At 40.3% G+C, this 21,633-nt stretch carries 19 protein-coding genes; 9 read left to right on the forward strand and 10 right to left on the reverse strand.

Translation table 11 applies throughout. The annotated features are described in order from the left end of the window. The first annotated feature begins 56 nt into the window (after positions 1 to 56). The gene (locus tag CZ225_RS17910) at positions 57 to 569 is read left to right on the forward strand and encodes a DUF6155 family protein (RefSeq protein ID WP_077154867.1); all 513 of its coding nucleotides are present in this window, start codon (positions 57 to 59) and stop codon (positions 567 to 569) included. Positions 570 to 670: 101 nt separating this feature from the next. Here CZ225_RS17910 and CZ225_RS17915 read toward each other — a convergent pair whose 3' ends face one another. After that, positions 671 to 946, reverse strand: a complete 276-nt coding sequence (locus CZ225_RS17915) for a hypothetical protein (RefSeq protein ID WP_077154868.1) — start codon at positions 944 to 946, stop codon at positions 671 to 673. A gap of 877 nt (positions 947 to 1,823) precedes the next feature. Between CZ225_RS17915 and CZ225_RS17925 the strand changes: the two genes are divergently transcribed. From CZ225_RS17925 to CZ225_RS17960, 8 genes are all read left to right on the forward strand, one after another. Then, entirely contained in the window at positions 1,824 to 2,702 is an 879-nt protein-coding gene (locus CZ225_RS17925) for a helix-turn-helix domain-containing protein (RefSeq protein ID WP_077154869.1), read from the forward strand. 116 nt (positions 2,703 to 2,818) lie between these two features. Beyond that, entirely contained in the window at positions 2,819 to 3,934 is a 1,116-nt protein-coding gene (locus CZ225_RS17930; protein ID WP_077154870.1) for a tyrosine-type recombinase/integrase, read from the forward strand. Between the two features lie 168 nt (positions 3,935 to 4,102). After that, the gene (locus CZ225_RS17935) at positions 4,103 to 4,948 is read left to right on the forward strand and encodes a hypothetical protein (protein ID WP_077154871.1); all 846 of its coding nucleotides are present in this window, start codon (positions 4,103 to 4,105) and stop codon (positions 4,946 to 4,948) included. A 99-nt stretch (positions 4,949 to 5,047) separates the two neighbouring features. Further along, positions 5,048 to 5,419: a helix-turn-helix domain-containing protein gene (locus CZ225_RS17940; protein ID WP_055236146.1), complete on the forward strand. Its 372-nt coding sequence runs from the start codon at positions 5,048 to 5,050 to the stop codon at positions 5,417 to 5,419. A 2-nt stretch (positions 5,420 to 5,421) separates the two neighbouring features. After that, entirely contained in the window at positions 5,422 to 6,492 is a 1,071-nt protein-coding gene (locus tag CZ225_RS17945; protein ID WP_077154872.1) for an AAA family ATPase, read from the forward strand. 313 nt (positions 6,493 to 6,805) lie between these two features. After that, positions 6,806 to 7,225, forward strand: coding sequence for a plasmid mobilization protein (locus CZ225_RS17950; protein ID WP_077154873.1), 420 nt, complete (start codon positions 6,806 to 6,808; stop codon positions 7,223 to 7,225). Beyond that, positions 7,222 to 8,433, forward strand: a complete 1,212-nt coding sequence (locus CZ225_RS17955; protein ID WP_077154874.1) for a relaxase/mobilization nuclease domain-containing protein — start codon at positions 7,222 to 7,224, stop codon at positions 8,431 to 8,433. Before CZ225_RS17950 ends, CZ225_RS17955 begins: the two co-directional genes overlap by 4 nt. A gap of 4 nt (positions 8,434 to 8,437) precedes the next feature. Beyond that, positions 8,438 to 8,965, forward strand: coding sequence for a hypothetical protein (locus tag CZ225_RS17960; RefSeq protein ID WP_077154875.1), 528 nt, complete (start codon positions 8,438 to 8,440; stop codon positions 8,963 to 8,965). Positions 8,966 to 9,036: 71 nt separating this feature from the next. On the opposite strand, the gene CZ225_RS17965 is transcribed toward CZ225_RS17960, so the two are convergent. From CZ225_RS17965 to CZ225_RS18005, 9 genes are all read right to left on the reverse strand, one after another. Next, positions 9,037 to 10,068: a virulence RhuM family protein gene (locus tag CZ225_RS17965; RefSeq protein ID WP_022276599.1), complete on the reverse strand. Its 1,032-nt coding sequence runs from the start codon at positions 10,066 to 10,068 to the stop codon at positions 9,037 to 9,039. 17 nt (positions 10,069 to 10,085) lie between these two features. Continuing rightward, positions 10,086 to 11,054: a CBASS system CD-NTase-associated NAD(+) hydrolase Cap12 gene (gene cap12 / locus CZ225_RS17970; protein ID WP_022276598.1), complete on the reverse strand. Its 969-nt coding sequence runs from the start codon at positions 11,052 to 11,054 to the stop codon at positions 10,086 to 10,088. Beyond that, complete coding sequence (locus CZ225_RS17975) at positions 11,055 to 12,092, reverse strand: nucleotidyltransferase-like protein (protein WP_022276597.1); 1,038 nt, start codon at positions 12,090 to 12,092, stop codon at positions 11,055 to 11,057. It lies immediately after the preceding gene. Positions 12,093 to 12,192: 100 nt separating this feature from the next. Beyond that, positions 12,193 to 15,966, reverse strand: coding sequence for a type I restriction endonuclease subunit R (locus CZ225_RS17980; protein ID WP_077154876.1), 3,774 nt, complete (start codon positions 15,964 to 15,966; stop codon positions 12,193 to 12,195). A 7-nt stretch (positions 15,967 to 15,973) separates the two neighbouring features. Beyond that, positions 15,974 to 17,014, reverse strand: a complete 1,041-nt coding sequence (locus tag CZ225_RS17985; protein ID WP_077154877.1) for a Fic family protein — start codon at positions 17,012 to 17,014, stop codon at positions 15,974 to 15,976. 3 nt (positions 17,015 to 17,017) lie between these two features. Next, a complete protein-coding gene (locus CZ225_RS17990) occupies positions 17,018 to 18,325 on the reverse strand; it encodes a restriction endonuclease subunit S (protein WP_083714663.1) in 1,308 nt (435 codons plus the stop codon). Between the two features lie 2 nt (positions 18,326 to 18,327). Then, positions 18,328 to 20,100 (reverse strand): type I restriction-modification system subunit M, encoded by a 1,773-nt coding sequence (locus CZ225_RS17995; RefSeq protein WP_077154878.1) that lies wholly within the window; start codon positions 20,098 to 20,100, stop codon positions 18,328 to 18,330. Between the two features lie 29 nt (positions 20,101 to 20,129). Next, positions 20,130 to 21,203 (reverse strand): helix-turn-helix transcriptional regulator, encoded by a 1,074-nt coding sequence (locus CZ225_RS18000; RefSeq protein WP_077154879.1) that lies wholly within the window; start codon positions 21,201 to 21,203, stop codon positions 20,130 to 20,132. A gap of 13 nt (positions 21,204 to 21,216) precedes the next feature. Continuing rightward, positions 21,217 to 21,471 carry a helix-turn-helix domain-containing protein gene (locus tag CZ225_RS18005; RefSeq protein ID WP_022276591.1) on the reverse strand — a complete coding sequence of 85 codons (255 nt, stop codon included), beginning with the start codon at positions 21,469 to 21,471 and terminating at the stop codon, positions 21,217 to 21,219. Positions 21,472 to 21,633 lie beyond the last annotated feature (162 nt).

The raw sequence follows: 21,633 nt of genomic DNA on the forward strand, positions 1-21,633 counted from the left end.
GGATTGTTTGGAAATTAGCAGGAATGTAAAATATACAATCAATTGAAAATCAATCTATGTCAAAAGCAAAGCTAAAAAAACACTTGTTGTCACTTACAAAAGAACAGATAACCAATATTGTTCTTGAACTATACGATGCACGTAAAGAGGCAAAAGATTATCTGGAGTTTTATCTTGCCCCAGATTGCAACGCTGAATTAGAAAAGAGCAAGAAAGCTATCCGAAACGAGTTCTTCCCAACTCGTGGATTTTTCGAAAAGCCGTCATTTGCCAAATGTCGAAAAGTCATTTCCGATTTTCAAAAGCTAAAACCGGAGCCGACCACTGTTGCCGATTTAATGTTGTTCTATATCGAACAAGGATGCGAATACACACTTGAATTTGGCGATATGTGGGAACAGTTCTATACAACACTGGAGGGAAATTTCGACAAGGCTATGCGCTTTATCTTTCTCAACGGATTGTTAGCCTGTTATTACGAACGGATTGAAAAGCTTATTGATAGCGTATCGGATTGTGGCTGGGGATTTTATGATACATTACAAGATATTTATTCTGAATATCGGTAGTGGTTTTTAATCTTTGATAAAGTCTTGCCCTACACAAAAAGTAAGGAACTGAACCTGTACGCATAATGGCACAGATTTAGTTCCTATCTTGTCCCTTTAAACTACTCCATTGATTCCCGAATAATACGCAAAGTTTCTTTCTTATACTCCTTGCGGTCATATTCAAATCCTCTGCACATCCAACAACTACAGGGAGTTCCTGTCGTTTTGTAAACTTGTGCCCATTTGTCTTTTGCCAACTCAAACCAATGAGGATGTTCATAATAGCTTCCATCCTCACGAATGATGCAATGACCATAAGCGGCATACAGAATCATACGAGCCTTAAACACACGAGCCATTTGTTGGCGTCTCCACAATTTGTTTCTTTTGTCCATCGTCTCTTTCTATTAAAGTTAGGATGAACAATGATGTTACTTTGGTGAGACTTAATATATCCATAGCATAATACCTTTAATGTTATACCCTTTCGGACACAAAATTAAGACAAAATATCAACAATATACCAGTAAGGGTATAATTTGTTTGTATTTTTTAGAGGTACAGTATTTTAAGCGAATAATTCAACCTTATTACACTTTTTCCAACGAATATCACCCATTGCTCTACACTTTTTTAAGCGAATCAAACGTAAACAAAAGTTTTCAGGTTTTATGACCGATTTTCTATCATCCAATACCTTCTGGAAAATAAAAAACACACCGCAAACCACAGAAATTCCAAGAAAACCACTACCTTTGTATTCAACAAGCGTTCTGTAACATACCTGCGGAAATGTCCTATCATTCAGTACCTTGTATCTGATAGCGGACATTCCACAAAAGGGCTGAAAAGAGGCGGTACAACACGTATATGCAAAGCCATGAAATCCAACGATTTGCATTTGTCCCTGCATTCTGTGTATTTGTCAAAACAGAGGTTGTACCGATTAAAATGAATGGTCACTGATAATCAGTGATGTAAATATGCTGCATCGGTAAATGATGGCTTGGAAACAGCCGTAGCCAACCATAATCATTTAGAATAAAGTCGCTGTATATCATCGACTTTTCTGTTTTAACACTTTCCAGTACGTATTTGGAAGTAACGGTTTTTATCCATATTTTTCTATCATATTTCTACCGCGACAGAAATTCGCGGTTAGCCCGAATGTCACAGTGACGCATTAGTTGACGTGTGTTGACAGTGGTTTACATGTGTTGACAAAAATCGGGAGAAATAAGGCGAAATTACCGCCAATATAAACGAGAAAATATGGAAGTAAGAAAGATTTGCCAATGGTGCGGGAAACCATCCATAGCTCAAAAGACAACGACTTGTTATTGTAGCCACCAATGTTCCAATCTTGGCTACAAGGAACGTATTCGGGAACGTAAGCGACAGTTGAAACGGTCGCAAGAATTATTGCAACCTCGGCAAGCCGCCGAGGGACAGGATTTCTTCTCTTTTGCCCAAGCAGCAAAGTTAATGGGCGTAACCAGACAGTACATATATAAATTGGTAAAGGAATCCAAACTTCGTGCTTCACGCATCAGTGGTAAGAAGTCGCTTATTCGTCGTGCTGACATCGAACTGATGATGAAAACCAAACCTTACGAGCGTGTCGTGCCCAAAGAAGACTTCAACATCTCCGAGTATTACACAGCCGAAGAGATTGCAGACAAATACAAAGTCAACGCCAAATGGGTGTGGACTTACACACGGCAACATAAAGTGCCGAAGGTGAGAATACGCCAGTTCAACTATTATAGCAAAAAACATATCGATGCCGCCTTTGCCAAATACGAGGTGGATTCCGACCTTACTGAATGGTACACACCGGAAGAGATTCAGGAGAAGTACGGCATGACACGTGTCGCCATCCGTTCGCAAGTGTATCGGAACAACATTCCCTCCAAGAAGGAGCATGGGCAGATATTCTACTCAAAGCTCCACTTCGACCTCTCGAAGAGTTCTGAACAGGAGAGCAAAGCGGAATACTACACGGTCAAGGAGGCAATGGAGAAATTCAAGCTATCGCGCGATTCGGTTTACGGTATTCTGCAATTCCATCAGATTAACCGTGAGAAGAACGGACGCTTTGTCAGATTCCTTAAAGTGGAGTTTGACCGGGTAATGGGTGTCCGTAAGTAGCCAATTATAGGCTTCCGCAAATTATTCCAAAATTAATCTTTGCTGAAGGTTATCTGCATAGTTACATTACAGAGATTTGCCAGCGAATTAATAACAACCATAAAAAATATAACGTTATGAATGACTGTAAAACAGTAACATTAAGAACACGTCCTTTGAAGAACAGGATGCTGTCGTTCTATCTGGATTATTATCCGGGTTATCGAGACAAGGAAACGATGAAAGTTATCCGCCATGAATCGCTTGGTATTTATGTCTATGCCAATCCGAGGAACAAACGTGAGGTAAACTTCAACGAGGTAATGACCGAGAAAGCCGAAGCCATCCGTTGCCGCAGGTTTGAGTCGGTGGTGAATGAACGGTATGATTTCTTCGACAAGTACAAACTCAAAGCCGACTTCTTGGAGTATTACCGTAAGCAGCTTCGCAAACATGACCAGAAATGGGAGTTCGTCTATCTCCATTTCAGCAACTTCGTGCATGGCAAATGTACCTTTGAGGAGATTGACATCGACCTCTGCAACAAGTTCAGGGAATATTTGCTCACAGCCAAGAAGCTGAGACGCAACGGTCCTATCACACGGAACTCCGCATCGGGATATTGGTCAACTTTCAGAGGATTCCTGAAAATCCTTTACCGCAATGGAATGATAAAGACCAATGTCAATGATTTCTTGGATAAGATTGAAACGGAGGATGTAGTCAAGGAGTATCTGTCTGTAGAAGAACTGTATAAACTGGCTGAAACACCGTGCAAGAAACCCATCCTGAAAATTGCATCGCTGTTTTCGTGCATGACCAGTTTGCGAATCAGTGATATTCTCGCCTTATGTTGGGAAGACATCGTGGACTATTCTGCCGGAGGAAAATGCGTACACATCATTACGCAGAAGAACAAAGCGGAAGACATCATTCCCATCAGTGAAGAAGCATTGGGATTAATAGGCTATAGTGCTGAAAAGAAAGGTTTGGTATTCAAGGGACTTATGCGCAGTTGGACGCAAATCCCGATGAAAGAGTGGATTCGTTCTGCCGGAATTACCAAGAACATCACATTCCACTCGTACCGGAGAACATTCGCTACGTTGCAAGCTGCCGCAGGAACGGACATCCGCACCATACAGAGCATTATGGCGCACAAGAGTATCACCACCACTCAAAGGTATATCAAAGTCGTGGATGCCAACAAACGTGAAGCCAGTAAGAAAATTACCCTGACACGGCAAGACTGACAGCTGCTTTGTCCTCGATTTCTGCGGTCAGAGTATGATTTTCACCTAAAATCATACTCTGACCGTGATATTTAGCATGATACGTGGTAACTATCAATCTTTTTATTGCAACTATCTGGAATATCGATTATATCTTTAGCGCGAAACGATTCCAAATACTTGCAGACCATGACGAATAAAAAACAAATTCAGACTAAAAAGATAAGTTTTATCCTCGCACTGTCCGTTATCATTTATGCGACCATAGATACTTATCTTTTCCTTTGCCATGACATCAATATCATGCACATAACGACTCCTGTCATCCTTGGACTGGTAATAGCTATCATATTGTGCGGACTCCTGCACAAATTTTTCTATAACTGGCTGACAAAAAATCCTATCAACTTCTCTTTGGGCGAACCATATACCCCTATTGTAAAATCAGAGAACGCCATAGAATCTACGGATGCTACTGAAACACTGCCCATCGAGCAACCGATGGATTTGCTTGAACAGAAATGTCCTCCGTCCCAACAGTCGAATCAAGATACTGTAAACTCTGATTGTCCGCAAGATTCTCATTTGAATAAATATGATTCCATATTGGTGGAAATCAAAAAGAAAGAGATTGAAAGGCAAGCGAAAATTATGGATGCGATTCGGGAATATGTAACCGTCAAGACTGCCCCCTATCTCTCAAAAGAGGATATTGCCACCCTCATTTCCAATATAGAGCATATGGCTTACGATCAACCTGAGTCATATAAACCGATTCGTTCCAATATAGACAATCCGCTGAGGTCGCCGGGACTTCGCCATTTGGCATGGAATGTCGGTGAACGCTTGGGAGTGCCCTTAGCGAAAAGAGCCGTTTTTATCAAAAAATCATTTCCATACGAACTTGCAAACGCAACCCTTGAATATCTTAAACTTAATTTACGGGATAATGTCTCAAGCCAGATTCCCATTGATATACCAGATAAAGGCGACTATCGCTTCCATTTAGATGCAAACAATGATGACTCGCAATAAAAAAAGTTTGCAGACGAAATAATTAATCCGGTCTGTATTGTTCTGCAAGGTTTCATTGAGTTGGTTCGCAGCATGTTAAACGATTAAAAGAATCATAATATGGAAAAAGGCCAACTGACATTCAACGACCTGCCGACTGTGGTAGGCGAACTATGCGACAGAATCGCAAGTATGGAAAACCTGCTTACGAAGAAACTTTCCAAGCAGTACGAAAAAGAGAACACGCACGTCCCCATGACCGTACAGGAGGCTTGCAACTATCTTAAAATGCCGTTGTCGACCTTTTATTACAAGGTCAAGAAGGACGATATTCCGGTTATAAAACAAGGAAAGCATCTCTACATCTATCGTGACGAACTGGATAGATGGCTGGAATCTTCCCGGAAGAATCCGGCTCCGCAAAGTTTCGAGGACGAGAATGAATCCTTGCTCGCCTCCCATCGCCGTAAACCGAACCCTAAAAACTGGTAGCGATGGAAAAGACAGACACTATTATTCTTTCTCCGGAAGAATTGGCCGCTTACATGGCGGAGTCTACAATAAGCGTAACGAGTACATACGAACACTCCCCGGTGGTTCTGATGGTGGACGATACTGTTATCGGAACATTGGGAAACTTCAGTGCTTCCATCGGGAAAGCCAAAAGCAAGAAAACTTTCAACGTTTCAGCCATTGTCGCATCGGCATTGAGTGGTAGCACTGTGCTTCATTATCGGTCTACATTTCCCGAAAATAAGCGGAAGATTCTATACATAGACACAGAGCAGGGGCGGTATCATTGCCAACAGGTATTGAAACGCATATTACGTTTGACCGACTTGCCGGAATACAAGAATCCGGATAATCTGATTATGCTGGCTCTGCGCAAGTTTTCCCCTAAACTACGTCTGGCGATAGTCGAACAGGCCATTGGCACAATACCGGATTTGGGATTGGTCATCATAGATGGCATTCGTGATTTCCTTTACGACATCAATTCCTCCAGTGAATCCACCGACATCATCTCCAAATTCATGCAGTGGACGGATGACAGGCAAATCCATATTCACACCGTCTTGCATCAGAACAAGAATGATGAACATGCCCGTGGTCACATCGGCACGGAACTCAACAACAAAGCGGAAACCATCATGCAGGTCGAAGTGGACAAAGAGGACAAGACTGTAAGCGTGGTCAAAGCCGTCCATATCCGTGACCGTGAGTTTGAGCCTTTCGCCTTCCGCATAAACGAGGAAGCCATGCCCGAACCGATAGAGTTCTATCTGTCCAAAGAGAAGAAGACCGGACGACCAACCAAAGGACCGTTCGATCCAGACAAAGAGATTCCAAAGAATGTACATCGTCCAGCATTGGATGCCGTTTTTGCCAATGGCAACATCAGCAATTACGATGATTATATAGAACGCTTGAAAGAGGGTTACGGATTGCAGGGTATAAAACTCGGTTATAACAAGGCGGTAAAGGTCGCAACATTGCTCAGCGACAAACAAATGGTTATAAAAGAAGGGAAAGATTATGCCTTCAATCCAGAATACCATTATTGATTTCAACTTTACTTTATTGTCGGGGCGTATATATAAGAATAAAGCAAAGTCGGAGGAAGACATCATGTGAGATATTCATATTCTCCCCTCTTTTAGAGGCTCATATCATCCTATGTTTCCTGTCCGAGTGCCAGTTCACTATACGCATCCTATATGGCGTGTCGGGAAACATCAACAGGCAACTGTTGCGAGATATGCCAAGGTATAACCTCACCGCGTTACGGTTGTACATTGGTGCTCTCGCCTGCTCAGTTCCCTCGCCGGTGCGGTACTCGCAAGCTCGCACCTATTCAACCATTATAAAACGATTCAAATGAAAGAAGATATTGAAAATACATCGGACTCCTCGAAAGAAACCAGAAGTGTCTTTATCGGAGCTAAAGTCACTCCTACTCAGAAGGAGCATATAAAATCACTGGCCGGGCAATGCAGCATGACCGTAAGTGACTACATATTATCACGTGCGTATAACTTCAAGCCCAAAGCAAGGCTTACGAAAGAAGAAGCGGTACTGTTGCAGAATCTGGACGATTGTCGGTCAGACCTCGTAAAATACACCTCCGCCCTACACGGAATGTCTACAAAGCAGCGCATGGCAATGTTCAATCAGATTCCGTTTATGGTGGGCTGGCTCAAGGAACTTAGCAATGTGGCTGAAAGTGTCTGCCAGTTCCTGAATGCAGTAAAAGAGAAAAACAAGATTCCGTCTAACCCCAAAACCGAAAAAGAATGATAGCAAAAGCCAAAGCCATATCGCACGGAATAAACGACATCCGTTACATTACCGGCGAATCACAACACAAGAAACATCCGGAGAAAATCTATCGGGTATTGGACAATCTGTTGCCCTCTGAACCGGACGCTATGGGGATATGGAACTCCATGCAGTTGACCCTATCCCAACACCGGCCGATAAAGAATTCTGTAATCAGAATCGAGCTGAGTCCGTCTCCCGAACATACCCGATTCTATGACATGGAGGACTGGCAAAAACTCTGGCAAGAGTTCGCCGAGGAGTTCGACAAACAAGTGATTACCGGCAAGGACGGAAAAGTCCGTTTTTGCCAGACCAATTTGGCTAATAGCAAATATTCGGTTTGGCTACATACGGAATCCAAAGGCGAAGTCCCCCATCTCCATGCTGCGGTCTGTCGTTTGGATGAGGACGGCAATATCAACAATGATCACAACATTCATCTTCGTGCACAACGTGCCGCCGAGCGAGTGGCAAAGAAACGAGGATGGACAACTGCGGCACAAATCCGAAATCGCAACATACCACAAGTAAACCGGGATTGTATGGAGGTATTGAAAGCAATGCCATCGTGGTCATGGGATGAGTATAAGAATGCTCTTGCACGGAAAGGCTACGTCGTATATGAACGAGAGGACAAGCAAGGTATTCTCCGTGGATATGCACTCGTGCATGGGAACACCAAATACAAAGCTTCCGAATTGGGAGTCGGCAGAAATCTGATGGTCTCGAAACTTCCTGCGACATGGAAGAAGCTGCATCACCAACCAACGGTTGCTATTAGGAGCAATACTCCGCAAGCCATCCAACAGATAGCGGAACATAAAGCGGCTTCTATTGACTATACCCAATATCGCCCAAACCATCCAAATATGATTCCCTATACCCTTATCCATGAAGGCAAGGAACACCGATTCTATATTCCGGAAAAAGTACTCGACTGCTTCAATGACGAATTTGATTACAGATTTGTTGTCAACAGTCAGGAACTTACCGATATGGCAGTGGCTATTTTTGTAGGACTGCTTGAAACGCCGAATGTAGCAACCGGCGGAGGTGGTGGAGGTTCGCAAAGCGACCTTCCGTGGAGAGACAAGGACGAGGACGATTTGCAATGGGCTCGCAGATGCGCTCGTGCCGCCAGTCGTTCGTTAGGAAAGAAAACGAAAACAGGATTAAAACGATAAGCCTATGAAAAAGAAATTCGATTTTTCCGCAGAAATGAATGAAGCGAAATCCATAAAAGCCACCCCCAAGAATGAATATCTGGAAGAAGAAAAACGGCTGCTCAAAGTGAACGTCAAGGAACTTGCCAGTCTGAATGATAACGTGCATTACATGATTACAAATCTGGAAAATCTGCTCGAATTTCTACGAGAATATAAATTGGAAATTGCACAGCAAACAAAGGAAGAAGCCGAAAAATTCGGGCAATCTGTCCTTGATAAGTTCCTTCACCAAATTCAAGACAAATGTAGTGAAACTGAGCGAAATATCCGCAAGGCTGACAGCTATATTTTCATACCGCACACAACATTCTATATCTTGATTATCATACTGGTTGTACTGTTTTCTTTTTTCGCCAGCATCATAATAGCAAATGCAGAGATTTTACATTCCGCATTGATTTGGAAGACCGGTTTATGGACTGTTCTGATTGCCGTGGCTGGAATTACTGCAATGATACTACTTTTAAAAATTTTGGACAGGTCCAAATAGCAGATTACTACAAAGCGACGAGTCTTAAACCTAAAAATCAGGATTGAAACTCGTTGCTTTTTACCTCCATATCATTCTATATCCAAAGGGAGTAGATTCCCATCACTGAATCGGTCAAAGTCGGACTGGAACAGTCTGTCTTGAATAACCCTGTACTTTTCAAACTCCGTTTCCGCAAACTCTTTGGCAAATTCGGCTGACACGTTTCCGTTATCCTGTAATATCGGGAGTTCTGCCACATCAATGAATTTGTCAATACGATTTGCCCAATCCTCCATTGTCATTGGAATGTGACGCTTAGCCATATTTTCTGCCATATCAAGGGACGCATTGACTATTCTGCCCATTTCTTCCAATTCGTTTTCTCGCAAATAGTTTTTTGCAACAGACACATCTGTTTTGACAATTTTCCCATTCGGAGCCTTTTCCCAAGTTGTCAATCCCATGTGCTCTTTATCTGCATTGGCTCGTTCTACAATCAGCTCCGCAGCAGTATGTCCGTGTATAGCGTAGTGCATTTTGTTCTGTACTTTCTTGAAAAACAGACGAGTTGTCGGAGCATCCTTGTTGTAGTCTATTGCCGTAGCATAAATATCGGTCAGTTTCTGATAAAAACGACGCTCACTCAGCCTTATCTCCCTTATTTCGGCAAGCAAATGTTCAAAGTAGTCCTCACCTATGAAAGATCCGTTCTCCATTCGCTTACGATCAAGCACATATCCACGGATGGCAAACTGCCGGAGTACAAACGTACACCACTGCCGGAACTGCGTGGCACGAACAGAATTTACACGATAACCTACACTGATGATGGCATCGAGATTATAGAATTTCAGCTTACGATTTACCTGACGTCCACCTTCCACTTGAACTGCCGAGAAATACTCGGTAGTTGCGTCCTGCATCAGTTCTCCACTTTCATATATATTTTTCAAGTGAAGTCCGATATTATCTGTGGAGCAGTCAAATAATTGCGCCATAGCTTTCTGTGTACACCAAATGGTTTCATCCTTATACATCACTTGAATCCCATCCTCCTTGCCTTCAAGCATGAAGATAAGAAACTCTGCTGTACTATTCCGTATTTCTATATTCTTTGCCATAAAAAATGTTACGATGACTATATCGGTTGGTTATCATCATCTACGATTTCAACAATTTCTCTGCAAAAAGCTTCTTGCGAAATTAGCAGACTCAAAACACGTGTGAAGTTATTCAATTCTCTTTCTTCTGTAAGCTTTTGTTCTTGTGTTTTACCAATGTGGCCTACTCTGAAATACATATCAATTGCCTTGTCAATACCACTCAGGATAGTTGGCATGTCTGCAATAATTGCTTTATCCTTAACATTACCTTCAGAGGTGGATTCGACATAAATCGGATAACTACGGTGAACAGTTGTGATTGGATAAGATTCAAAATGTATTTTGCGGAAATATATTGTTGCTTGCCTTTTCATATCAGCATCAAGAGTCCTTGGGATAACAATTCTAATCTTCGCAGATTTGTATATTTTATCCCCAATTTGAATTTTATCACCTTGTCTAATTATCTCATCTGCCAACAATTTGATGAAATTTTCAAAATAAGAAATTGCGATAACAGTAGAAGGCAAAAGCCCCAGATGTCCTAAGGCAACTTTTTCATCAATTTTCTTTTTAAGATTTGACAGTTGCATTTCAAAGTCCTGATTAGGTATTTTGATCCCATCTTGGTTAGAAGTTGTCGTGTAAGATAATAATGTAACGCCTAATATATCAGATGGGATTTTAACCGTATCTTCTTTAATGATATAGGCTCTGTCAATTCCAACTCTTCCCAAAAAGAGTCCATATTCAAAAAGCACATTATCTCTTGCTGTATTATATTCTTGATTTCGGATTCTGCTAATATCGTCAGCGGCAAATATCATAAAACCAAAATCAAACAAACTTGCAGACTTAAGTAAGGTTTCCAAAAAGCCTTCATTAAATTGAAATATACCGTCATTCCAAATATAACAATCATAGTCTGGCTCAAAAAATGTTTTAATTCTTTGAGCAACAGCTAATCCCTCTGTAGAAGATCCTATAAATATCCTTGGTTTCATTTATTGTAATTCTTTATATATGTTCCAAACTTCGTTATGCAATCGTTTCAAGTTATCAAACTTAGAAGGATTATTTCTGAATATGTACTCAGTTCCATCTACAGATTTTAATCCATTTGCTTCAGATTCATTTTGGCATAAGTGATAAAGCTTGAGCCATAAAACCCGAACCAAGTCTAGATAGTAAGAATTGCGATATTCTTCAATATTAATATCATAGCAGATTGCATTTATATCAAAACTGGTTAAGTCAATATTTACCGAAGCATCCGCTTTTACATTTTTAAGGAATCGAATCATCTTTTTAAGTCGTCCTTCGGTGTATGAACTTCTCGTATTGATTCTATCTATACTGAGGAATGGATAGTCTGGTCCAAGACGTTCATTCTTTTGTTTATCATAAATGTAAATGCCTCTATATACATCACCATTTCCACTAATGTATTCAAGAGAATCATGCCATGAAGCAACGACAACGTCAACATCACGATGTAGGTTTTGGTTCGTTATGCGGATGGATTTAGGTTTCGCGATATCGCATATCACATAATGAGATTGTAAAATTCTCTCGTCTTCCAGACGAAGCTGTCTTAAATCATTATTCGCATCTCCGAAATATCTTGTAAAGTTGTTGACCCAATTTTTTATTCGCATTGTTTCTGTGTCATACGAGTAGGGATGACTTTCAACAAATGCTTTAGCTTTGCTGTAATCTGTGTCTTGAAACTTACTTGTAATTGTAAGCAAGTCAATATCACTCACACCACGAATATGAGTTCTTGTCATTACGGAACCCTGATACCGAAAATTGACACTCTGCTGTAGTTCTCTTTGTAAATGTGATTTCGCATTTTCACCTGCTTCTAAAGTCTTGTTCGTGTATATAGGATCAACTTCATTCATTGCAAGTTTTACATATTTTGCAATATCCTTATCTATGCCAGAAAGGGAATAAATGGAATTCTGTCGGACTTCTCTAAGAGAATCCGGATTGTATCTACTTTCGATACGATTAATAAGACTAGTATAATCAGCCATAATTACACTTTTAATGGTTTAACTTGATTTATCGCCACAAAATTAATTCGCATCTATGCAGCCTTTTTGCATAGCAAATTTAAAGTTGAAAAAATCACATCTAATTGCTTCCTTTTGAAGAATACTCAGAAGCCCTCTCTGCTACCATACGAGTATCAGCCTCTTCTTCCATTATGGTATATGTTTTAGGCTGCTTGTCAATATTTTTGATATTAAACTTATCTTCTACCATTTCAAGTTCTGTTATATTTTTAAATGTCACATACATAAACATTGTGGTCACAACGTAAATCCCTAATTGAATCTCTTTTGCGTTAAGGCTCTTAGCTTGGTGGTTTTCTTCGTTTCGTAAGTTCACAAGAATATCAATATACTGTGCAAACTTCCGGTCAATAGATTTGTCACTATATTGCAGTTTGTTTAATTGCATACAATACAAAGCATTACTCAGAGCCGCATATTCAACTTCACCATTTTTATCAGTAACCTCTTTGTCTTTAATAAGGAAATGAAGCTTCTTTAGGTATGATTCATACCCTGTTACAAGGGTCTTAAGATATATGCGTTTTTCTGCCAAAGTCAAGGTATTCGGACTACAATAAAGTTTGAACATTGCATTGAGTATTGTATCTGTCAAACCGTTGTACTTGTCTATGCTGAATACTTTAATTACCTTTATCATCCAGACGAATGCCTCTTCGAGTGTTCTGCTTGTTCCGGCAATACCAGCAAATTCTTCCCGGATTAAAGGAATCATTTTGCTTTGTAAATTCTCTATGGTATAGGTTTTTTCCTCTTGCTCTCGATAGCGTTCATAAATGGCATGTCCCATCTGTTGCATCAATGTCTGATAGAACTCCTGATTTTCAAACAATTTACGATAAGCATCGGTCTGTGTCGTATAGCACTGCTGAGCTGCTTTACTGAAAATATCTGGGAAAATGCTTTCTACAAATTGATTCTCATCGTTACCAACAGCTTGTTTCTGCATTTTTTTCGTTGCAGACTTCTGTATAAGGTCAAATATACCTTCCACCATTACCCGGTCAGCTTCTGAGAATTCACCACGGAACATAATATTCACCTTGGCAATAATGTTATCAAGCAAATCACGAGCGTCTTCAGGTTTACGACCTGCTCCAGGATTTTCTCCCTTAATCTCAGGCTTGTCACCATCCAAAGAGATGTGCATCATTTCATTTGCCTTGATAGTATTGTTTACAAGACGCACCTTTTTGTCCAAATCAACTCTTTCTCGCGGATTCTTGGGTAACACACGATAGAGGTAATCGGCAAATATATATGACTTCATTAACGAACGATCAAAGGTACGGGCGATCTGCGCCATATAAGCGTAGAAACGAATAAAATTCTTAATTTTGCCACGTACAGCAAAACGAGTTTCTTCGTCCAGTTCTTCAAACCTATCTACAATTGGTTTCAATGCATTGGATAATGCACCCAGTTTTGATTTGTTTGTCTTGTCCTGTGTAGCAATAAACAATTCATAGAATTTTACTTCATCTTCAGTACGCCATAGGTGATAAAGTTCGATGTCTTTGTGAAACTGATATACATAATTCACATCCACAGGATTGATTAACTCAGTACCCTTATAGAATGGCTCGAAAGCAGTTTTGATATCTTCAGAACTATTTACGAAATCAAAAACGTATGTATCTTCTTTCAAAGGATTGGCACGATTCAGACGAGATAGAGTCTGTACTGCTTTCACATTTTTCAGTTTCTTATCTACGAACATTGTGTGAAGCATCGGTTCATCAAACCCGGTTTGATACTTATCCGCCACAATCAGCATGTTGTAAAAGTCACTTGCGAAGTAGAGCGGAAGTTTATCTTCAGACATGCTCTTTTCTCCCCTCGTATTGAGTTTTGGCTCAGTGTATTCCACACCGTTATATTCCACCGTGCCGGAAAATGCCACCATCGGATTGATGTCTGTAATATGATGTTTTCTGCAATACTCCTTAACTGCAAAAAAGTAACGTACTGCATGAGCACGGCTGGAGGTTACGACCATTGCCTTAGCTCTTCCTGCCATATTTTGAAGAGTCACTTCACGAAACTTCTCAACGATAATAGCAGTCTTTTTATTGATAGTATCCTTGTGATTATCATGGAACGCTTTCAAAGCAATCGTTGCTGGCGTCTCTTCGTAATCAGGGTTATCCTCTGATTGACGGGCTATTTCGTATGAAATCTGGTACGTAGTATAGTTTTTCAACACATCTTTGATAAAGCCTTCTTCAATAGCCTGTAACATAGAATAGTTGTGATAGGCCTTGTATTTATCCTTATCGGGGGTTTCTCCCTTTTCAACTAAAATACCAAAGGTCTGAAGAGTCTTGGGCTTTGGAGTAGCTGTAAAAGCATAAAAAGAGAGATTTTTATGCTGGCCTTGACTTAGCAGGTCGAGCATCAACTTGTCTTGTTCTTTCTCCAGTTCTTCAACACTTTTTTCTTCCCAGTCAGCAAGTTCCTTCAGGGCTTCGTCTATATCAGCCAGAGCTGCTTTCAGCTTCTCCGCACTCTTTCCACTTTGACTGGAATGAGCCTCATCTACCACGACCGCATAACGATTACCACTGTGTGAAGTGATTTGCTCATAGATTTGAGGAAAGCGTTGCAGTGTTGTAATGACAATACCTGTTTTCTCTGAGTTGATGGCATCACGCAGCTTTTCACTAGCATTTGCATCTTTTTCCGTGATAGTAGTTACCGTGCCCTCTACATGTTCAAAACCGAGTATGGTGTCTTGAAGTTGTTTGTTCAATACACGTCGGTCAGTCACCACAAACACGCCTTTGAATATGTGATTGTTGTGATTGTCGTGTAGTGAAGAAAGCCGATATGTCAGCCAAGCAATGGAATTGGATTTGCCGGAACCGGCTGAGTGCTGAATCAAGTAATTGCAGCCAGAGCCCTCATGCTCAGTATCCGCAATAAGTTTTTCCACTACATCCAGTTGGTGATAGCGTGGGAATATAATCTTTACACTTTTGTCAGATACCTCTTTCTCCTTTCCATGCCTGTCTTTAATAATAGCAATTTTTTCTTCTTCCTGACGCATGATGTAGCGTTGAAGGATTGCCAACAAGACATCTCTGCGCAGTACATCTTTCCATAGATAAGATGTCACATACTCATCATCGTTACGTTGCGGATTGCCTGCACCACCCACATTACCGGATCCATTGCTACCTTGGTTAAACGGCATAAAGAATGTTTTTTCTCCTTTCAATTCGGTTGCCATTGCAGCCTCATACAGGTCGCAACCGAAATAAGCCAGAATACGATTGTCAAAATGGAATAGAGGCTCTTTCGAATTTCTATGCGTCTTCCATTGTTCGATGGAGTCATTTAAATCTTGGTTGGTAAACTGGTTTTTCAGTTCTATTGCCACTACTGGAATACCATTAAGAGAGAGCACCATATCGATGGAGTTCTTCACATCCTTACTGTACACGAATTGGCGGGTACACTCCAATATATTTTTATTGTACTTCTCTATCAGTTCGGGATTAAGCGTTGATGTGGGAGCGAAGAAGCAGAGTTTCAATGGAATGCCGAAGTCGCTCACTCCATTGCGCAATGTATGTATCAACCCATACTTCAGGATGTCACCTTGTATAGTTTTATACAATTGTGCCTTTACACCATTACCATATTTACGTTCAAACTTTTCCCAAACTTTCGGCTGGGAATCTTTGATAAAGCGAATCAAAGTATCAAGATCAATGGCTTTTTCCTTGTCATACGTGGCTTGATTTCCTTTGATATAGCCACCTTCCGTGAGCAGATATTGTTCAATATCCGCTTCAAAGTTTTTCTCGTATAAACCTGTATGTGCCATAGTACAATTAATCTTTTTTAGAGTAAGTTCTGTTTTTATTGCCCCCGTGGGCTTCTAAATATCCGAATTCAGTCAACTGACGCAGATAACGTTTGGCTGTTGTTTCGGTGAAGCCGAAAACACTGACAATTGTTTCGGTCTTTATTTCGTCTTTATCGGCCATAAACAATAAAATATCGACCAATTTCTCAGCAATGGATAGCTTTATCGACCATTTATCGACCATTTTTTTAGTTAAGTCTGTTTTATCGACCACCTCTACCGACTTAACATACTGTTCGATGTCATACTTCAAATGAGTGCAGTGCAACTCGGCCATGCAATTAAGGAATATTTCTATATCCTCATTTTCTCTTGTATCGATAAGAGCTTGTATGTATTCCCCCTCATCTTCTTTGAGTACCTTTGTTGGAAGCACGTCATATTCCATTTGTAAAAGGTTCATCAGCAGGCGGCTGGTTCTGCCGTTGCCATCTGCCCATGGATGAATGGTTACAAGTTCATAATGTGCCCAAAAACTAAGTTCGTATATAGCTGCAATATCACCAGAATCAAGTGCTTTACGGCGAGCATTAAGTTCATTGCAAAATGCTTCCAGTTTCTGAGGCACTTTCATCCAATTCATATACGATCGTCCACCGGCTCCAGCTGTTACATTCAGTTTACGCAACTTTCCTTTTGAAGCATCAAAGTTTCCACCCAAAGAATTATATTCGGAGCCTGTTCTTGCCATGACTTTGGAAGCGAGCGTAACCAGGATGTCAATAGTGATGTCTTCGTGATTTTTTATCCATTCTCTGCCGTATTCGTAGGCATTTTTCAAGTCAAGGTTCATCAACTGCTCAACCATGGGTTTACCTTTTGCAGTAATGCCCTCGTCAAACAGAAGCAGAGCTTCAACTTCAGTCACTGTGCTACCCTCAATAGCTGTGGAATGGGTGATAATCGAGTAGAGATAGAATTTGTCGTAATCTATCTGATTCGATATTCCCAATTCTTTGTGCTGCTGAAGTAGTTGCAGCAGTAAGGTTTTATTGTCCGCTTTCATGGCTTAAACTCTTTTCTTACCGGTTACATACTCGTAGATAATGCTCTTTTTGTAGTCCTTCAGCTCCTGTATCTTCTCCCGCTTAATGGCAATCAAGGAGTCTATTTGGGCGGTCTTGGTGTCGAGGTATGTGACAATGGCAGTTTGCTCGTCTCTTGTTGGTAGTATAACTGATGTGGATTTTATAAGTTTTTGATTAACGCTAAATACTTTAATTCCGGAGACACGTGAACGAATCTGTTGTCTCCATATATCAGTTAAAAACTGGTAAGCAAGATATTTATAATCGCCAGCAATAATCGGACGAGCAATAATTGTATGATAACCAGCAAACAATGTTATATCTCTATCAACATATATAGCATTGCCACATCCTTCATAATCTTCAGAAGTGTCTGCAAAGAGGAAACAACCTTTCTGTACCAAACATTTTGGGTATGAATTAAGATATGTGTCTGGAACATATTTGAAAAGGACATCATTGATTTGAGTTCCTGGGTTTTCTTTACTATGTATTTGCCCATAACTTAGCACAGGAATTCCACTCTCCACTAAGTTTTCTTTTGTGATATTCAATCCCTTTTCCGTATAGTAAAGCGATTTTAGTGGTTTTATCTTCCACCCCTCCGGCACTGCCCCAATCCATTCCACACCACTGTCTTTCATCTTTGCATTAGGGTCAAGTCCTTTGGTGACAGCCTCTGTAATTATAGACTGCTTATAAGCCTGCAATTCGCTTATCATCTCCTCCTGTAAGGAAATCAAAGAGTCTATCTCATTACATTTCTGGTCGAGAAAGACAGCTATGGATTGCTGTTCATTATCAGAAGGAACAAGGACTGGTTCTGAACGAAAAGTTCCATAATTTAATGTCGCCCGCAAACCGCGTCCCATCGCATGAAGAGCTTTATTGTTATCATATGCTTTGAGAAGATACTTTGCATAATCAGACTTCATACCTTCTTTTGGTTTCAGGGCGAGGTAGGTTGAAGTAATAACCCCCTTTTCATGAACTTGGGCTACTCTTTGTGAAATAAGATCAAATGAAAGATTTAGTCCATTTATCATGATTGTACCTGGTTCAACAATATTGTAAGCCTCAATAGTTTCAGGATTATATTTACTATCTCCATCTTTCTTGGAAATGATATCTCCCATTTTAAATTGAAGCGTATTAGTTTCCTCTTGATTGGTATTAGGATTTTTAATTTCATCGAAATACCGTCCTACAAAACCGACTTTCCATCGACTCGGAATCTCCCCTATCCAAGCAACGCCACTATCCTTATATATATCGTAAGTCTTTGCCATAACTATCCCAAAATTTTAGTCATCAATTCTGCCTCTTGTAGTTCCAGCTCCTTCAAGTAGGCAAAAATCTCTTCGCTCTTGCGCGGAGTTACATATTTGTAGAACTCACGTGTGAAGGGAATCTCATAACCAATCTTGGTCTTCTTCTCGTCAATCCAAGCATCTGGGGCGTAGGGGAGGACATTCTTCTGCATATACTCCTCAATGTCTTCCGTCCAAGGTACAATCTCGATGTCACGTTTCTTGGCATCCGGCTGTACTTTCCCCTTTTTGAATATGGGTTCACCCGTCTTTTCATCCACCAAAGGACGTTCAACAGTCAGTTTAGAAAATTTGAAGTAGTCATTATCCAACACTTTGCTCTCAACATTCAAAGTACCGTCTTCACTTATGTATTCCCAATCTGTAAAGTCCTTGTATGCCTCCATGATAAGTTCTCGGCAGCAGTCACTTATCTCCACACGCTTATTTCCCAGACTCTTCCGGCGTTTGTCATAACATTGGCTTGCATCTATAAGTTGGACTTTACCTTGACGTTCTTCGCTTTTGTTCTTGGTGATAAGCCAAATATATGTAGCAATACCAGTATTGTAGAACAAGTCGTTAGGCAACTGAACGATAGCTTCCAACCAGTCGTTTCCCAACAAATAGCCACGGATTTCACTTTCGCCACTGCCAGCATCCCCTTTGAAAAGACTGCTGCCGTTCTGAATGATTGCCATTCTACCCTCATCTTCTTTCAGCTTGGCTATACCGTTCAGCAAGAACAGCATCTGACCATCGCCAATGGCAGGAAGTCCGGGGGCAAATCTACCAGCTTCACCCAATATATATTCATCCTCTACAGCCTTCTTCGAGGTTTTCCATTCTATACCAAAAGGTGGGTTTGAAATGATATAATCAAACTTATAACCGGAAAACTTGTCATCCCCAAGGGTATCTCCTTGACGCATATTGTCGGCATTGCCTCCCTTGATAAGTGTATCGGCTTTGGCAATGGCAAAGGTTTGGTTGTTCAACTCCTGCCCGTAGCTTGTAATCTCCGCTTCCGGATCAATCTTCAGAAAACGTTCGGTAAGGCAACCCAGCATCTGGCTTGTACCCATCGCCATATCATAGATAGAGGCAGTAATACCTTCACACTCCAACTTCTGTTCATCGTTGCCGACAAGCAGTTCTGCCATGAGATAGATAATGTCGCGGGCGGTAAAGTGTGCTCCTGCCTGTTCGTCATAGCTTTCCGAGAATTTACGCACCAGCTCTTCGAAGATGTACCCCATGTCCACACTGGTAACGACATCTGCTCCGAGATAGGCTTTGGCGGTGCAGAACTCTTTAATGACAAGATACAGTACATTATTATCAGCCATCTTTTGGAGTTCACGGTCGAAGTCCATACGATGGATGATGTCGATTACATTTTCAGAAAAATGATTAAGATATGATTCAAAGTTCTCTTTGATATTCTCTGGATCGTTCAGAAGGCTTTGAAATGTGAACGGAGAAAGGTTATAGAATTGCTGACCGGCAGCCGTTTCCAAAAATCCCTTTTTCACCACAATGCCATCTTTGTCAAGTTTGGCATTTGTATCAAGGACTGCCTGCTTGGTAGGTGCAAGGGTATCTTCAAAGCGTTTGATAACGCACATTGGAAGAATGACATTACCGTACTCGTGAGGCTTATAAACACCTACTAACTTATCTGCTATAGCCCAAATAAGGTTTGCTTTCTCTTGAATATTAATCGTTGTTTGTTGCTGCATATTATTGTTCATATTAACGCACTGTATTATGTCTATCTAAATTAAAGTTTAACGCCTATTGCTTGATTACAGCTGCCAAGTTCATCTTTATCTGTGCAGTGATTCTGCATAGATAAATATTTTTTCAGACAATCATGGATTTTTTTGCCAAATTCATCCCTAAACCAAGCTGGAGATAGGACTTCAACATCTGGTCCGAATGAAAAAATCTGCTGTTCTAATTCCAAAGTGTGATATAGGGTAAGAGAAATGACACAGTCTTTTTCGCTTACCGTTTTTTGCGATTTATGAATAGGCTTGGAGGTTACATATTTAAAACGATGCGGAGAGAATTTTAATTGAAATTCTTCTAATTTTGCATCATATGGCACTGTGACCCCAACCACATTATCAAAATAGGAATTGAAATCAACAATTTCATTTTTACGAAATATATACGTACTTAATGCAAGACTTTTGATTCTGTCGAAAGCTAGATTTTTAATTCGTTCTTCCTTTTCATCTAAACCAAACAGATACCATCTACCATTGTACTGCTTTACGAAATAGGGATGCAATGTGTGCTGATGATGGTTTCCATTGGCAGATATATATTCAATTTCCAACGGTTGGTGGTTGATTGTAGCATCAATAATGTCAGAAAGATATTCTAATCCTTTTAATTGTTCATTTTGTCCAAATGAAACAAGATTTTCAGCGTTATTTTTGACACCAAATCTGATTTCAAGATTAGAGATGACTTCTTCCAGCCATCCGTTTGAAGGCAAACCTCTGTATTTTCCTAACATTTCTATGGTAGAGCGAAGATTCTGTACCTCTGAAACAGAAAGTTCATTTTTGTAAATAGAGAAATCTGGTTCTGAATAACGATAGTAGCATTTCTTACCATCATACGGAATAGCATCAAGGTAAACTCCATCTGGAAGCATTTTGCGAATAGCACTAAAATCACCACGGAGCTGACGTTCTAAAATCATGGACTTACAACCATTAGCATCATAAAGTTTATCGTTGACTTTTTCCAGCAAGTCTTCAATATTATATTTATGGTGATAATCGCTAAAGCATCGGTCTAAAACCATAAACCTATATTCCGCATTTTTATTCTTAGGCATAGTACTGAATCTGTTATATAGTAAAATTTGTCGGAACTTTAAAATACATAGTATCTTCCTTTGTAGAATGCAGCAAATCTTTCACATCTACATCAAGAACATTAGCAATCTGCAACAATGTTTCCAATCCTGGTTGTGAAGTGTTTGTGCACCATTTGGAAACCGTTGCCGGGTCTTTCCCTAATTGTTCTGCCAGCCATTTATTGGTCCGCTTCTTTTCAACAAGAACAACTTTGATTCGATTTATATCCTTCGTTGCTTCTTCCATTTTGGATTATGTTATTTACCTTATCATGCAAAAGTAATGAATTTATTTCATTGAAGCATCATTTAAATTATATGATTTTCCATTGAATTTGCGAATTACATCAATATTTATGACCATCATTTACTCAAACCCGATAAAATTGTCTAACTTTGCGTATATCAT

This window comes from Bacteroides bouchesdurhonensis (assembly GCF_900155865.1).
GTDB lineage: Bacteria > Bacteroidota > Bacteroidia > Bacteroidales > Bacteroidaceae > Bacteroides > Bacteroides bouchesdurhonensis.

What these genes read in the sequence shown, in the direction of transcription:
- CZ225_RS17930 (WP_077154870.1), top strand. Translation starts at nt 2,819, where the DNA reads ATGAATGACTGTAAAACAGTAACATTAAGAACACGTCCTTTGAAGAAC.
- CZ225_RS18005 (WP_022276591.1), bottom strand. Translation starts at nt 21,471, where the DNA reads ATGGAAGAAGCAACGAAGGATATAAATCGAATCAAAGTTGTTCTTGTT.
- CZ225_RS17990 (WP_083714663.1), bottom strand. Translation starts at nt 18,325, where the DNA reads ATGGCAAAGACTTACGATATATATAAGGATAGTGGCGTTGCTTGGATA.
- CZ225_RS17935 (WP_077154871.1), top strand. Translation starts at nt 4,103, where the DNA reads ATGACGAATAAAAAACAAATTCAGACTAAAAAGATAAGTTTTATCCTC.
- CZ225_RS17940 (WP_055236146.1), top strand. Translation starts at nt 5,048, where the DNA reads ATGGAAAAAGGCCAACTGACATTCAACGACCTGCCGACTGTGGTAGGC.
- CZ225_RS17945 (WP_077154872.1), top strand. Translation starts at nt 5,422, where the DNA reads ATGGAAAAGACAGACACTATTATTCTTTCTCCGGAAGAATTGGCCGCT.
- CZ225_RS17995 (WP_077154878.1), bottom strand. Translation starts at nt 20,100, where the DNA reads ATGAACAATAATATGCAGCAACAAACAACGATTAATATTCAAGAGAAA.
- CZ225_RS17915 (WP_077154868.1), bottom strand. Translation starts at nt 946, where the DNA reads ATGGACAAAAGAAACAAATTGTGGAGACGCCAACAAATGGCTCGTGTG.
- cap12 (WP_022276598.1), bottom strand. Translation starts at nt 11,054, where the DNA reads ATGAAACCAAGGATATTTATAGGATCTTCTACAGAGGGATTAGCTGTT.
- CZ225_RS17950 (WP_077154873.1), top strand. Translation starts at nt 6,806, where the DNA reads ATGAAAGAAGATATTGAAAATACATCGGACTCCTCGAAAGAAACCAGA.
- CZ225_RS18000 (WP_077154879.1), bottom strand. Translation starts at nt 21,203, where the DNA reads ATGCCTAAGAATAAAAATGCGGAATATAGGTTTATGGTTTTAGACCGA.
- CZ225_RS17955 (WP_077154874.1), top strand. Translation starts at nt 7,222, where the DNA reads ATGATAGCAAAAGCCAAAGCCATATCGCACGGAATAAACGACATCCGT.
- CZ225_RS17925 (WP_077154869.1), top strand. Translation starts at nt 1,824, where the DNA reads ATGGAAGTAAGAAAGATTTGCCAATGGTGCGGGAAACCATCCATAGCT.
- CZ225_RS17975 (WP_022276597.1), bottom strand. Translation starts at nt 12,092, where the DNA reads ATGGCTGATTATACTAGTCTTATTAATCGTATCGAAAGTAGATACAAT.
- CZ225_RS17960 (WP_077154875.1), top strand. Translation starts at nt 8,438, where the DNA reads ATGAAAAAGAAATTCGATTTTTCCGCAGAAATGAATGAAGCGAAATCC.
- CZ225_RS17980 (WP_077154876.1), bottom strand. Translation starts at nt 15,966, where the DNA reads ATGGCACATACAGGTTTATACGAGAAAAACTTTGAAGCGGATATTGAA.
- CZ225_RS17985 (WP_077154877.1), bottom strand. Translation starts at nt 17,014, where the DNA reads ATGAAAGCGGACAATAAAACCTTACTGCTGCAACTACTTCAGCAGCAC.
- CZ225_RS17965 (WP_022276599.1), bottom strand. Translation starts at nt 10,068, where the DNA reads ATGGCAAAGAATATAGAAATACGGAATAGTACAGCAGAGTTTCTTATC.
- CZ225_RS17910 (WP_077154867.1), top strand. Translation starts at nt 57, where the DNA reads ATGTCAAAAGCAAAGCTAAAAAAACACTTGTTGTCACTTACAAAAGAA.